This window comes from Paenibacillus tritici (assembly GCF_013204885.1).
GTDB lineage: Bacteria > Bacillota > Bacilli > Paenibacillales > Paenibacillaceae > Paenibacillus_AQ > Paenibacillus_AQ tritici.
The window spans coordinates 65,299-78,497 of the sequence record NZ_JABMKX010000003.1 but is presented as its reverse complement, the minus strand read 5'-3'; the positions used below and the strand labels follow the sequence as shown (position 1 = coordinate 78,497).

Here is a 13,199-nt window from a genome sequence, read left to right as displayed (position 1 = left end):
GAAGAGTAGTGGCGTTTGAACTTCTGGTGATCGTTATAAGCTATCTGCTTGGCTCCATCAGCTTCAGCGTATTGCTCGCCCGGCTGCTCAAAGGGATTGATATCCGCCAATATGGAAGCGGCAATGCAGGAGCGACCAATACACTGCGTGTGATGGGGAAGGGACCGGCCATACTGGTGCTGTTTCTGGACGTACTGAAGGGAATTGCCGCAGTCTGGCTTGGTACATGGGCCGGCGGCTGGGGAACCTGGGTTGCAGTGGCCTGTGGCCTCGCTGCCATCATCGGGCATAACTGGCCGGTCTATTTTCACTTTCGCGGAGGAAAGGGCATTGCTACGACGATTGGCGTAATGGCTACGCTTGTATTTTGGCCTGCGCTTATTGCCGGTGTTATTGCCATTCTCGCTATTGTTCTTACCCGGTATGTCTCGCTGGGTTCACTGATTTTTGTGGCCCTGACTCCGGTATTCCTGCTGTTCACGGATTATACGGCCCCAGAGCTGTGGGGAAGTCTGATCATCGTACTGTTCGCGTTCTGGCGTCACCGCAGCAATATTGTGAAGATCTCGCAGGGCCGTGAGAACAAAATCGGCTCCAAAGCCAAGGAGGGGAATCGCGTTGTCTGATAAAGTAACCGTGCTGGTCGCGGGCAGTTGGGGAACTGCGCTGGCTACTGTGCTGGCGGCTAACCACTCGGAGGTTTATCTGTGGACGCGAAAGCCTGAACAGGCTGCCGAGATTAACGGGGCGCATACGAATCATCATTTCCTGCCGGGGATCAAGCTTCCCGGGAATATTATAGCCACTACGGATATGGAGACTGCCGTCTCCGGCTCCAAGGCGGTGGTCATTGTGGCGCCTTCTTCCGGGATGCGCCAGGTTGCGCACAGCCTGAAGCCGTTCTGGAAGAAAGACATGCTCTGTATTCACGCCACGAAGGGCTTTGAGACCGAGACCATGAAGCGGATGTCGACAGTGATCTCGGAGGAGCTGGGCTGCAGCGAAGGCGATATTGTTGTGCTCTCCGGCCCCAGCCATGCTGAGGAGGTTGTACGGCTCTGCCCGACGACTGTTGTGGTGGCTTCGCCGGATGAGAGCCGTGCCAAAGCGGCGCAGGGTCTGTTCATTAACAATGACTTCCGGGTGTATACCAACAGGGATCAGCTCGGGGTAGAACTGGCTGGTGCGCTGAAAAACATTATCGCGCTCGGTGCAGGACTGTCCGATGGTCTGGGCTTCGGGGACAACGCGAAGGCAGCGCTGCTTACCCGCGGCCTGGCCGAGATCTCGCGTGTCGGTGTTGAGATGGGGGCGAATCCTCTGACGTTCTCCGGCCTTGCCGGACTCGGTGACCTTGTCGTAACTGCAACCAGCCAGCACAGCCGTAATTGGCGTGCCGGTTCCATGCTGGGCCAGGGTCAGCCTCTGGCGGAGGTGCTGGAATCCATGGGCATGGTTGTCGAAGGCATCCGGACTACGGAGGTCGCTTATGCCATCTCACTCAAGCTGGGAGTGCAGATGCCGATTACAGACCAGATCTATCATGTGCTGTTCAAGGGCAGAACACCGCGTAATGCTGTGGAAGCCTTGATGGGCCGTGACCGCAAGACTGAGATGGAAGTTATCTCTCAGGAGACCTGGGAGCAGTGGCATTCCTGATCACGTTCACCTTTTACCGGGGGTTCTCATATGTTGTAATGGGGACTTACGGAGGAGGGATGAACAGTGAGCAAAGATTTTTCCAAGGATGCTTTGAACGCCATCAACAAGAAGACGGGCAAAAACATCTCCGAAGGCGCCATCAAAAAGCTGGCCGGAACGGTCAAGCCGGGGACCACGCAGAATGAAGCCCAGCTCCGCCAGTTAATTAAACAGGTGTCAGCCATGGCCAAGGTACCGGTCAGCGAGGCTACCGTGCAGGAGATCGTCAATGCTGTTAAAAAAGGCGGCGCCGGTTCCGGTACGATGGAGTCATTAATGAAAATGATGCTGAAAAAATAGCATATCCGTAAGGCAAATCCATCCCCGCCGGGATGGATGCTGTTCAGACTGGGCATAGACACCGGAATCATTCTGATTTCGCGGTTTATGCCTTTTTTTGTGGCGGCCTGAAAATTATACTTAAAAAAGTTCGGAATTCACGCTATAATAGTCGCAATCCCGGTAAAGTGAAATGGAGGCGCATGAAATATGGACCCGATGACAAAAATGTGGCTGTCACTGATAGCGGTACTGATTATGGGCTTATCCGTTTTTTTGATTACTTTTGCACGCAGCAAGACCAGAGGCCTGCTTAGAGCCGTTCTTTCCGTGATCGCATTTGTATTCCTGCTGATCGGAATTTTGGGCGGGGCCGCTTCAATTATGTAAGCATTTACATTATATTCAGACAGACGTATTTCTGACAGAATCGATAGATGATTTTACAGGAATGGGGCGTGTGTGATCAATGGCCGGTTCAGGAATTCCTTATGCAGTGGAGACCGCGCTTGGCAGCATCGTGGAGAAATTAGACTTCTGCGGATTCGGCAAGCCGCCGGTGTGGCTGCTTGGTGGAAGCTGCGGACTGTTGCTGCATGGGGTTCAGCTGAATACTCTCCCGCGTGATATTGATCTCTATTGCGATCTGGAGGATACCCTGCGGCTTCATCAGGCACTGCTGAGGTATACCGTAAGCAGCCCGGAAGAGGACTTCAGCGGCAGCTGCTTCTCCATGCGCGGGCTCTATTTCATTGGAGAAGTGAAGGTTGAGCTGGTGGGCGGGTTCAGAATCGGTGCCGGCTCCCTGCAATATGCTGTGGATGTCGGTACGCTGCAGCAACATGCCCCTACAAGTCATTATGAAGGGATTGGCCGTCTGTCACTGATGCCGGTCGTCCATGAGCTGATCTTCAATCTCCTGCGCGGCAGGGAGGATCGCTGCCTGGCCATCGCGGAACTCATCAAGGGGGATGTGGCTGCCCATCTGCCGCTCCTGCACCAGCTCATTGAGGAGAATCACCTGGAACCGGAGGTGCAGTCGAGACTGGACGGGCTTCTGGGGATATCGGAATCGTTGCAGATCTAAGTGAATGACAGGAAAGGACGCATGTAGAATGAACGCTCAATCTAAAATAACGGTTACTTTCCTTCCGGATAACAAGAGCGCCTCCGTTAAGCCTGGAGTCTCGCTGCTGGAGGCCGTACGCAAGGCCGGAATCGTGTTGCCTACCCGCTGCGGCGGCAAGGCTGGATGCATGATGTGCAAAGTGTCAGTGGAGAGTACGGAGCAGGCAGCGCTTAGACCTCCTGCCGAAGCGGAGAAGCGCAAGCTGGGCAGTCTGCTGGATGAAGGGGTCCGCCTGGCTTGTCAGGCCGCCGTGTGGGGCGATGTTCGCGTGCGTATTCCTGAGGACCCGCTTAAGGCGGCTGTACGCCGCAGACTGGAAGCGGCGCGCCGTGGAGAAGCGGAGGAGCTGTGGTGACAGTCAAGGCTGACGTCTGCACGCAGAGAAACCAACAAAGAGGAGGTTGTGAATGGACTCCAGACAGCAGGTGAAGCTCACGGAGAGACAGAGGAAGAGGCGGAGGAGAGCAGCGATGCTGCCGGTGCTCATCCTGCTGATCTTGTCACTTGGCGGCTGTATGTACCCCGGAGACCAGCAGAAGCCCGGCGGCGGAGCCCGCGAGAGTGTGAAGCGGGTGCAGGCCGCGGTAGACGATTATCAGGAGCAGGAGGGGCTGCTTCCGATCTTGACCAGCGGGGAAGCCACGCCAAGATATGAGAAATTTGTGATTGACCTGAACAAGCTCCAGCAGGAGGGATACCTCGATGAGATCCCGGCTGCTGCATTTGAGAAGGGCGGCAGCGCTTATTTTCTTATTCTGGATGAAGAGACTGACCCTAAGGTTAAATTGATGGACCTGGTGACCGTACAGAAGGTAAACGATATCCAGCGTAAGGTGAACCAGTATAAGTCTGCACACGGCGGGAAGCTGCCTGCGGAAGACGAGATGTATCCGGGCCTGTCGGCTATTGATTCCAAACGGGCAGGGACGGAGGGGATTAAGCTGAACAGTGTATATTCCGGCCAGCCGCTCGGGTTCCTGATGGACAAGGAGGGGGCCGTCTATGTAGATTACGGCGCGGATATCACTTCAGCTATGGATAAGAATGACGGTGTGCCTGAGGCAGACCGTGATCTGCGGCTGGAGCTGGTGCAGGCCTCCTATTATGTGCCTGTGAAGTCGCTCCCTTACCTGTGGGTGGAGGGCCGTCCCGTCCCGCAGGCGCCGCAGCAGTAGAAGCTACAGGCGGTCTCCTATCAGGAATTTATTACCTTTATAGTATATGCAGACACAAAAACAGCGATCTCCGGTTATTGGAGATCGTTGTTTTTTTAAGCAAAATAGCTATATAAGAAGTACTAAAGAAATAAACAAAAAGCAAAAGAAGCGGAGGGGAAATTTGGAACTGTAGGAGCGGTAGCGACCGCCTTTGTCACCGGATTTCCACCGCGAACAGCGGTATTAATCCAGAAATCTGGTGACAACAGCGGCCGGAAGTCTAAATGTTCACCGCAGTGACGACGAAGCTTCAAGTTCAAACCCTTAGTACATCTTAATAACTTCAGACCCCGATAAACAGCAGTTCTAGGCAGCAAACCGGCCTCATAGAATTGATGAGAAGACTTCCGGGCGTCTTGACGCAGTGGCGAGCTAGAGCGGGCATACGAAATTTCAGATGCAAAAATGCGCGGACGCTGGTCATAAATCCATTACGGATACATATGATGATACTAGTCCAAATGCATGTCCGAGCATTCGGAGTTTAGCGCGGGGCAACATGTTCCGCCTCAGGCAGTAGCTAGGCTTCGGGCGGGCAAAGCTTAGTCCGGTGGTTGTCCTGCAAGGGTCAGTTTGCCGGCGGAACGCGAAGTCGATGCTCTTCAGGCATTTTTTCTTCGGAGTAATATGAGGAGGGGATCTCTTTTGGAAAAAGTGGATATTTTCAAGGACATTGCCGAGCGTACCGGCGGAGACATTTATCTCGGCGTCGTCGGCGCGGTTCGCACGGGGAAATCGACATTCATCAAGCGCTTCATGGAAACGATTGTTCTCCCGAACATCACCAGTGAAGCAGACCGGGTAAGAGCGGTTGATGAGCTGCCGCAAAGTGCGGCAGGCAAAACAATCATGACGACTGAACCGAAATTTGTACCCAACAATGCGGTGCAGATCAAGGTGGCAGAAGGCCTGGAGGTCAACGTCCGGCTGGTCGATTGTGTGGGGTATGCGGTTGAAGGTGCAAAAGGGTATGAGGATGAGAATGGTCCGCGTATGATCTCGACTCCATGGTTCGAGGAGCCGATTCCCTTCCAGGAAGCGGCTGAGATCGGGACACGCAAGGTGATTCAGGAGCACTCTACACTGGGTGTGGTAGTAACTACGGACGGTACGATTGCCGAGATTCCACGGAACTCGTATGTCGATTCCGAAGAACGCGTCATCGCAGAGCTGAAGGAGGTCGGCAAGCCGTTCGTGCTTGTCATTAACTCCACCCGGCCGCGCAGCGAGGAAGTCCAGCAGCTCCGCAGCGAGCTTGCCCTCAAATATGATATCCCGGTCATGACGCTCAGTGCAGCGAATATGACGGAGGACGATGTAACCGGTGTACTGCGCGAAGTGCTGTATGAATTCCCGGTACACGAAGTCAATGTGAATCTGCCAAGCTGGGTCATGGTACTGGGCGAGAACCACTGGCTGCGCAGCAGCTATGAGAATTCTGTCCGCGATACCGTGAAGGATATCCGCCGCCTGCGTGATGTGGACCGGCTTGTGTCCCAGTTCACGGAATATGATTTCATCGACAGGGCAGGCCTCAGCGGAATGAATATGGGCCAGGGCGTAGCCGAGATTGACCTCTACGCTCCGGAAGAGCTGTATGATCAGGTACTCATGGAAGTTGTCGGCGTAGAGATTCGCGGCAAGGACCACCTGCTCCAGCTGATGCAGGACTTCTCCCATGCTAAGCGTGAGTATGACCGCTTCTCGGAAGCACTGGAGATGGTCAAAACGACCGGGTACGGCATCGCCGCTCCTTCCCTTGCCGAGATGGCTCTGGATGAGCCGGAGCTGATCCGCCAAGGGTCGCGGTTCGGAGTCCGGCTGAAGGCCACAGCTCCATCCATTCATATGATCCGGGTGGATGTCGAGTCTGAGTTCTCGCCGATTATCGGTACAGAGAAGCAGAGCGAGGAGCTGGTGCGCTATCTGATGCAGGACTTTGAGAATGACCCGATCAAAATCTGGGAATCGGATATCTTCGGCCGGTCCCTGCATTCCATAGTCCGCGAGGGCATCCAGGGCAAGATTGCCATGATGCCGGACAATGCGCGCTACAAGCTGCAGGAAACACTGGGCCGGATTATCAACGAGGGCTCAGGCGGCCTGATCGCCATCATCCTCTAAAGCTGAATAAGATTTCCATTCAGAGCGGGAGCCTTTCCCGCTCTTTTTGCGAGGTCTGGACCTTGGCGGGCTTCAACTGTGAATCCATGAATGGTAGACTGAAAAGGGGAATTCTCCCTGGAACGGCTCCGTTTTTACGGAATAATTGGCAGTAATATACTGCGCGGATGAAGCAAAATCAGCGTGAACCTGCTACTTTCTGCTCCTTTTTTGAGGAACGCCTTGAAATTATGGGTGGGCTGTATTACTATAAGTTTGTTGCGCTTCTAGAAGAGAGGTGCCAGTATCTAGTAATAAACGGGATTATCACGTATATTTTACGTTGAAACGGAAACAGTGTATGATACCGGAACTTTTACCCAGGGAGGTGAGAAGACATGAATAAATCAGATTTGATCAACGTAGTTACAGAAGCAACTGAACTTCCCAAGAAAGATGCTACTAAAGCGGTAGACGCCGTTTTTGAAGCGATCACAGGTGCCCTGCAAAGCGGAGATAAGGTTCAGCTGGTTGGCTTCGGAAACTTTGAAGTGCGCGAACGTTCCGCACGTAAAGGCCGCAACCCGCAGACTGGTGAAGAAATCGAAATTCCTTCGAGCAAAGTACCGGCATTCAAACCCGGTAAAGCGCTGAAAGACGGAATCAAATAAAGATTTCTACATATCTGCCCCATAGTCTCTGAATAACAACTATGCCGCCCTCCAAGGCGGCATTTGTTTTTGAAAGGCTTATAAACTTTGAGGAGGATCACAATGACTGAGAAGAAGAATGAAGTGAATCCTGTACCGTCCGGCAGCGACTACATCGTAGTGAAGGCCAAGGAGAACGGTGTCCAGGTGATCGGGCTGACCAGAGGGCTGGACACACGGTTTCACCACACGGAGAAGCTGGATAAAGGCGAGGTGCTCATCGCCCAGTTCACCGATCACACCTCAGCAATGAAAATCCGCGGCAAGGCAGAAATCTGGAGCAAGCACGGCCAATTAGAGAGTGAAAGCTGAAAAGCAGGCATAGCCTGCTTTTTTTCAAAATATAACTAGAAACATGAGTATTACAGGTTGGAGCAAGGGAGGCTTGTCATGAACCGGAACTGGCTAATCGGAACGGCAATAATGCTCAGTGCGGCCACTACTCTGGTGCTGCCGCAGCTGGCCGGCAACGCTCTAACTGCCCGGGGGAATTATGGCGTGCTGCAGACTATCGGACCAGGTGCTGTGATCCTGGAGGATGATAATCTGGTGGATGCGCTTAGCGGGATTCCATTTAGTCTGATGATTGACAAGGCCGGCTGGGAGAACGGCGTATTGTCCCTGGATCTGAAGGTGAACGGTGATGCCCATGAACCGCAGGAGCTATATCAGAATATGGCTCTGGCTATCGCTTTCGCCATTCAGGAGACGGGGAACGTGGATCAGCTGCTGCTGCGTGTAGTGGCAGAGGATCAATGGCTGAATACCCGCCGCCTGCTCCTTGCCGGAGACATCCGCCGGAGTGAATGGACTCCTCAGCTGCAGGAAACACTCCGGAATGCAGGCAATACCCCCCTTCCTGACCCGCTTAAGAACGGATTCCGCATTAGTGAAAGCGAGCTGTGGAAAAAGCAGTTCATTTATCCCTAATACGGGTAAATGAAACTGGAATGCATCAACCGTGCGTGACAAAAAAACATGTGATATAATAGACAAGATTGTGAACAAAGATATAGTCAAACGTCAATGGCTTCGGAGGCTGAAATGAAACCGTACCGCATACCGCAACTGGCTAAACCCTACACCGACTACGACATGATTCAGCGGCATACGGAACTGCCGCCGTTCTCAGACGGGCGGGGTCATTTGTTATATATTTTTCTGGGCTGCAGCCGGGGGACCGGATTCCAGCAGGGGGAGCTGTTCACGCTGGTGACCAGCCTTGTCCAGCTTGGACTGGATACCCATGAGAGCATCGACCGTTATCAGGATGAGCCCGGGGGCGATGTCATGCGCACCCGCCAGCTCAAAGTACTGGCCGGTGATTACTTCAGCAGCTGGTTCTACCATCTGCTCGCGAGACAGGGACAGATTGAGATGGTGGGTATGTTAAGCGCGGCTATCGCTGATTTCAACGTGATGAAGGCCAATCTGTACGGCCAGATGAGCGGAAGGCTTGTCCCGGCTGAACAATACTTGAAGCACACGGTACAGCTCAATATGCGGCTGTTTCTTTCTTTTACACCGATGATTGAAGAATCGCTGAGAGACATCTGGGAGAAGCTGCTGGTTGAATTCAGCCAGTGCGAGACTGTAGCGCAGGAATTGCGCCGGGGAGCAGCCCCGGCAAGTGCGCTGGGGGGCTATGCCTACTGGAGGGTGATGGAGTCGGCCACCGAAGAGGAGCGTCAGCAGCTTCAGGGTCAGACGCTGGATATTAAGGACTGGAAGAAGCTTAAGCTGAGATGTAAATGCGATGCCCAGCTGACGGACAAGCTGCACGGGTCGCTTGAGTCCATTCAGGGACTGCTGCAGGGCATCAGGGACGAGGAACTGGCCGGCCAGCTTAGAGCTGCACTGGACCGCCTTCTTCTGCAAATGAAAATTTCCGGACAAGCTGCCGTGGAGGGTTAGAGAATGACAGTAGATAAAGCTACCGTAATAGGTGAGCAGGGCGACAAGCCGAAGGAGCAGTTTGTCCATTCGGTATTTGAGAGCATTGCCGGCAAATACGATCTGATGAATGATATTCTGAGCTTCCGCCGCCACAAGGCATGGCGGAAGTTCACCATGCGCAAGATGGGCATGAAGCGCGGGGACTCGGCAGTGGACCTCTGCTGCGGAACCTGCGACTGGAGCATTGCCCTGGCGGATGCCAGTGAGACCGGATGTGTAATGGGGCTGGACTTCAGCGCAGGTATGCTGGAGGTAGGACGGCGCAAGGTGGAAGCGCGGGGACTCCAGGACCGCATCTCCCTGATTCAAGGCAATGCGATGGAGCTGCCGTTCGGCGACAATTCCTTCGACTACGCCACAATCGGCTTTGGGCTCCGCAATGTGCCTGATCCCGTTCAGGTGCTGAACGAGATGAAGCGTGTGGTGAAGCCGGGCGGAATGGTGGTGTGCCTGGAGCTGTCCAAGCCGATGAAGCAGCCGTTCAAAGGCATCTATTATTTTTATTTCCAGCGTGTGCTTCCGCTGCTGGGCAGGCTTTTCGCCAAGCGGTATGAACAATATAAATGGCTTCCTGAATCCCTCGCGTTATTCCCGGACAGGGAACAGCTGGAAGTGATCTTCCGGGATACCGGACTTACCAAAGTGGAATCGTTCCCCTTGAACGGTGGCATCGCGGCATTACATATTGGACTCAAGGAGAACTGTAATGGTTAAGAAAATCGGCATCTTTTTACAAATGATCAAGTTCGAGCATACGGTATTTGCCCTGCCCTTTGCGTTTATGGGAGCTTTGCTGGGTTCTGTAGTTATGTTTGGTGAACTGCCCTCCTGGAGCCAGATCGGCTGGGTGATTATTGCCATGTTCGGCGCACGCAGCGCGGCCATGGGGCTTAACCGGTTAATTGACCGGATCAGTGATGCGAAGAATCCCCGGACAGCGGGGAGAGCCATCCCGGCAGGACTGTTGAAGGTTGGAGAAGTATCGCTGTTTATCGCGTTCTCGTTCTTTTTGCTGTTCTGGGCGGCCTTCAAGCTTAATCCGTTGTCGGCGAAGCTGCTGCCGATCGCTGTGTTCCTGCTGGTCTTCTATTCGTTCACCAAACGCTTCACCTGGGCTTGTCACCTGATCCTCGGCCTTACGATTGCCCTTGCCCCGCTCGGCGGCTGGGTAGCAGTTACAGGAACGGTGGACGGGACAGCCATGATTTTTTATTTCACCATCGTGTTCTGGACAGCGGGCTTTGATATCATCTATTCCTGTCAGGATGTTGACTTCGACCGGAAGGAAGGTCTGTATTCCATACCGGTCCGCTTCGGAGTAGCCCGTGCGCTCGGCATTGCCAAGGTCTTTCATCTGCTGACGGCCCTTGGTTTCATCTCGCTGCTCTTTATTACCGATTTGAGCTGGTGGTATGTCGCCGGTATGCTGATTGCCTATATTATTATGTTTTATGAGCACTATATCGTGTCTCCGAGTGATCTGAGCAAGCTGCAGACGGCATTCTTTACGATGAACGGCGTGCTGAGCATTGTTGTCTTTTCCTTTACTCTGATTGACCTGGTGGTGCAGTTCTACAAATGACTGAACTTAAGACTCGAAACTTCGTGGTCGGCATTACCGGCGCCAGCGGGGCGGTCTATGGCATCCGGCTGACAGAGACGCTTCTCTCGCTCGGTTACACGGTACATCTGGTGGTGAGTGGTGCGGGCTGGCGTGTCTTCAAGGAAGAACTGGGCTATGCTGTCTCCGACCGGGAAGGCTTGTTAACCGGGCTGTTCGGCAGCTATCCCGGTTCTCTTCTGTATCACCCTGTACAGGATATCGGCGCTTCGATTGCCAGTGGCTCCTTCCGGACGGAGGGCATGATTATTATGCCATGCTCCATGGGAACACTGTCTGCTGTAGCACATGGCAGCTCGGATAATCTGATGACACGGGCTGCGGATGTCATGCTGAAGGAAGGCCGTCCGCTCGTCCTTGTTCCGCGGGAGACTCCGCTGCATGCTATCCATCTGGAGAATATGCTCAAGCTGTCCCGCATGGGCGTCAAGCTGATTCCGGCGATGCCGGCATTCTATTATGGACCTTCGACCATGGATGACCTGGTGAATTTCATGGTCGGGAAGGTGCTTGACAGCTTCAATATCGAACATACTTTATTTCGCAGATGGGGGGAATGAAGGATGACACAGCCGGAACGCACCGTTATCGGCAAAATCAGCTATACCAATTCATGGCCGGTCTATCATCATTTCCATCCTTCTTCTTTAAGTTTTCCTGCAGAAATGGTGAGTGAAGTACCGGCTGTCCTTAACCGGGGGATGGCAGCGGGGGATATCCATGTAGGCGCTTTATCCTCCTTCGCCTATGCAGCAGCCAGCGACCGGCTGGTGCTGCTTCCCGGCCTGTCCGTCAGTGCGGACGGGCCGGTCAAATCTATTTTTCTTTTCTCCAAAATGCCGGTACATCAAATAGGTAATGCAAGGATCGCCGTAACGAATACCTCGGCTACCTCAGTTAATCTGCTGAAGATTCTGATGCACAAGGCCATAGGTGCAAGCCCGGAGTACATCAGTGCCGATCCCGATCTGAACGTTATGATGAACCAGGGGGATGCCTGCCTGCTGATTGGTGATCATGCCATCCGCGCTTCGTGGCAGGATCAGGGATATCATGTAACGGATTTGGGCGGGCTGTGGAAGGAATGGACGGGCTGTAGCATGACCTTTGCCGTATGGGCGGTTAACCGGGCGGCGGCAGCCCGTAATCCGGAGGCTATTGCCGAGATTGCGGAAGCCTTCGAGCTAAGCAAGAGACGCGGCCTGAGTAATCTGGGACCTGTAATTCAAGAAGCCTGCTGCACTATCGGAGGCACAACCTCCTATTGGAATGATTACTTCCGTAATTTATGTTATGACTTTGGGGAAAGGCAGCAGGAAGGTCTGAACCTCTATTTCCGCTATGCCTATGACATGGGCCTGCTGCCGCAGGAAGTGAAGATGGAGCTTTGGAGCCACAATCTGCTGACACGGGTGAAAGAATGAAGCGACTGCAAATGTTCGGCTTGCTGAACAAAGACATGGATCAGATTGAGAAAGAGCTGTACCGCAGCGTCCAGGGGGACGATGACCTGCTCAGCGAAACCTCGCTGCACCTGCTCAAAGCAGGAGGCAAGCGTCTCCGGCCGGTATTCGTCCTGATGGGCGGCAAATTCGGAGAATATGACCTTGATAAGCTGAAGCGCGTGGCGATCCCGCTGGAGCTGATTCATAGCGCCTCGCTGGTTCACGATGATGTCATTGACGATGCGGATCTCCGGCGGGGAGAGCCGACCGTCAAGGCGAAATGGGGCGACAAGATCGCCATGTATACCGGGGACTATATTTATGCCAAGGCCCTCGTGATGACTTCGGGGCTGAAGAATCCCCTGATTCATCAGATTCTCTCCAAAGCCATGGTAGAGATGTCCATCGGAGAGATGGAGCAGATCCGCGATTTCTTCAACAGCGGGCAGAGTGTGCGCCATTATCTGCGGAGAATCCGCCGCAAGACAGCGCTGCTGATTGCCGTCAGCTGTCAGCTTGGCGCTCTGGCAGCGGATGCGGAGCCGGAAACGGCACGGCTGCTCTATAATTACGGATACAACGTAGGTATGGCGTTTCAAATCCGTGATGATCTGCTCGATCTCTCCGGAACGGAGAAGCAAATCGGTAAGCCTCCGGGAAGTGATATGCGGCAGGGGAATATCACACTGCCAGTGATCTACAGCCTGCAGGATGCGAGGCTCCGCGAGGGGCTGCTCGAAGAGCTTGACCGGATTCGGAAAGGCAGCAGCGGGGCTGGACGGGCCATTGATCTGATTCTCTCCGGAGAAGGGATATCCCGTGCGGAGGAGCTGGCTTCCCGCTATATCGCCAAGGCGCTAGAAGCGCTGGACCAGCTGCCCCGCAACCGGACTAAGCGCAATTTGCGCGACATCGCCTTTTTTATTACCGGCCGCGCGTATTAGACTTATAACACACATGCAAATTTACGTTCACAGATGCCGGGGTTTCTGATAATATGTGACCATAAACAGCCTATTCATTAGAATAAGGGGAATT

The 13,199-nt window shown here is 53.7% G+C and carries 17 protein-coding genes; all 17 read left to right on the top strand.

The window, feature by feature from the left end:
* The first annotated feature begins 8 nt into the window (after window positions 1-8).
* The 17 genes from plsY to HQN87_RS05695 all read left to right on the top strand — a co-directional run bounded on the left by plsY (window position 9) and on the right by HQN87_RS05695 (window position 13,105).
* Window positions 9-626 carry a glycerol-3-phosphate 1-O-acyltransferase PlsY gene (gene plsY, locus HQN87_RS05775; RefSeq protein WP_173129150.1) on the top strand — a complete coding sequence of 206 codons (618 nt, stop codon included), beginning with the start codon at window positions 9-11 and terminating at the stop codon, window positions 624-626.
* Window positions 619-1,659: an NAD(P)H-dependent glycerol-3-phosphate dehydrogenase gene (locus tag HQN87_RS05770; protein ID WP_173129147.1), complete on the top strand. Its 1,041-nt coding sequence runs from the start codon at window positions 619-621 to the stop codon at window positions 1,657-1,659. The genes plsY and HQN87_RS05770 overlap by 8 nt, the downstream gene beginning before the upstream one ends.
* A gap of 66 nt (window positions 1,660-1,725) precedes the next feature.
* Window positions 1,726-2,001 carry a stage VI sporulation protein F gene (locus HQN87_RS05765; protein ID WP_173129144.1) on the top strand — a complete coding sequence of 92 codons (276 nt, stop codon included), beginning with the start codon at window positions 1,726-1,728 and terminating at the stop codon, window positions 1,999-2,001.
* A gap of 189 nt (window positions 2,002-2,190) precedes the next feature.
* On the top strand, window positions 2,191-2,370 hold the full coding sequence (locus HQN87_RS05760; protein ID WP_173129141.1) for a DUF2768 family protein: 180 nt from the start codon (window positions 2,191-2,193) through the stop codon (window positions 2,368-2,370).
* A 79-nt stretch (window positions 2,371-2,449) separates the two neighbouring features.
* Window positions 2,450-3,067 (top strand): hypothetical protein, encoded by a 618-nt coding sequence (locus tag HQN87_RS05755; protein WP_173129137.1) that lies wholly within the window; start codon window positions 2,450-2,452, stop codon window positions 3,065-3,067.
* 28 nt (window positions 3,068-3,095) lie between these two features.
* Entirely contained in the window at window positions 3,096-3,464 is a 369-nt protein-coding gene (locus HQN87_RS05750) for a 2Fe-2S iron-sulfur cluster-binding protein (protein WP_173129134.1), read from the top strand.
* Window positions 3,465-3,516: 52 nt separating this feature from the next.
* The gene (locus HQN87_RS05745) at window positions 3,517-4,284 is read left to right on the top strand and encodes a DUF3939 domain-containing protein (RefSeq protein WP_254075380.1); all 768 of its coding nucleotides are present in this window, start codon (window positions 3,517-3,519) and stop codon (window positions 4,282-4,284) included.
* Between the two features lie 687 nt (window positions 4,285-4,971).
* A complete protein-coding gene (gene spoIVA, locus HQN87_RS05740; RefSeq protein WP_173129131.1) occupies window positions 4,972-6,450 on the top strand; it encodes a stage IV sporulation protein A in 1,479 nt (492 codons plus the stop codon).
* 377 nt (window positions 6,451-6,827) lie between these two features.
* Window positions 6,828-7,100, top strand: a complete 273-nt coding sequence (locus tag HQN87_RS05735) for an HU family DNA-binding protein (RefSeq protein ID WP_019909963.1) — start codon at window positions 6,828-6,830, stop codon at window positions 7,098-7,100.
* Between the two features lie 102 nt (window positions 7,101-7,202).
* Window positions 7,203-7,451: a trp RNA-binding attenuation protein MtrB gene (gene mtrB, locus HQN87_RS05730; RefSeq protein WP_173129128.1), complete on the top strand. Its 249-nt coding sequence runs from the start codon at window positions 7,203-7,205 to the stop codon at window positions 7,449-7,451.
* Between the two features lie 78 nt (window positions 7,452-7,529).
* Complete coding sequence (locus HQN87_RS05725; RefSeq protein ID WP_173129125.1) at window positions 7,530-8,069, top strand: hypothetical protein; 540 nt, start codon at window positions 7,530-7,532, stop codon at window positions 8,067-8,069.
* Window positions 8,070-8,183: 114 nt separating this feature from the next.
* Window positions 8,184-9,053, top strand: a complete 870-nt coding sequence (locus HQN87_RS05720; protein WP_173129122.1) for a heptaprenyl diphosphate synthase component 1 — start codon at window positions 8,184-8,186, stop codon at window positions 9,051-9,053.
* Window positions 9,054-9,056: 3 nt separating this feature from the next.
* The gene (locus tag HQN87_RS05715) at window positions 9,057-9,809 is read left to right on the top strand and encodes a demethylmenaquinone methyltransferase (RefSeq protein WP_173129119.1); all 753 of its coding nucleotides are present in this window, start codon (window positions 9,057-9,059) and stop codon (window positions 9,807-9,809) included.
* Window positions 9,802-10,677, top strand: a complete 876-nt coding sequence (locus HQN87_RS05710) for a UbiA-like polyprenyltransferase (protein ID WP_173129116.1) — start codon at window positions 9,802-9,804, stop codon at window positions 10,675-10,677. Before HQN87_RS05715 ends, HQN87_RS05710 begins: the two co-directional genes overlap by 8 nt.
* Window positions 10,674-11,276, top strand: coding sequence for a UbiX family flavin prenyltransferase (locus tag HQN87_RS05705; RefSeq protein WP_173129112.1), 603 nt, complete (start codon window positions 10,674-10,676; stop codon window positions 11,274-11,276). Before HQN87_RS05710 ends, HQN87_RS05705 begins: the two co-directional genes overlap by 4 nt.
* 3 nt (window positions 11,277-11,279) lie before the next feature.
* Entirely contained in the window at window positions 11,280-12,140 is an 861-nt protein-coding gene (locus HQN87_RS05700) for a menaquinone biosynthetic enzyme MqnA/MqnD family protein (RefSeq protein WP_173129109.1), read from the top strand.
* The gene (locus HQN87_RS05695) at window positions 12,137-13,105 is read left to right on the top strand and encodes a polyprenyl synthetase family protein (RefSeq protein ID WP_173129106.1); all 969 of its coding nucleotides are present in this window, start codon (window positions 12,137-12,139) and stop codon (window positions 13,103-13,105) included. The genes HQN87_RS05700 and HQN87_RS05695 overlap by 4 nt, the downstream gene beginning before the upstream one ends.
* Window positions 13,106-13,199 lie beyond the last annotated feature (94 nt).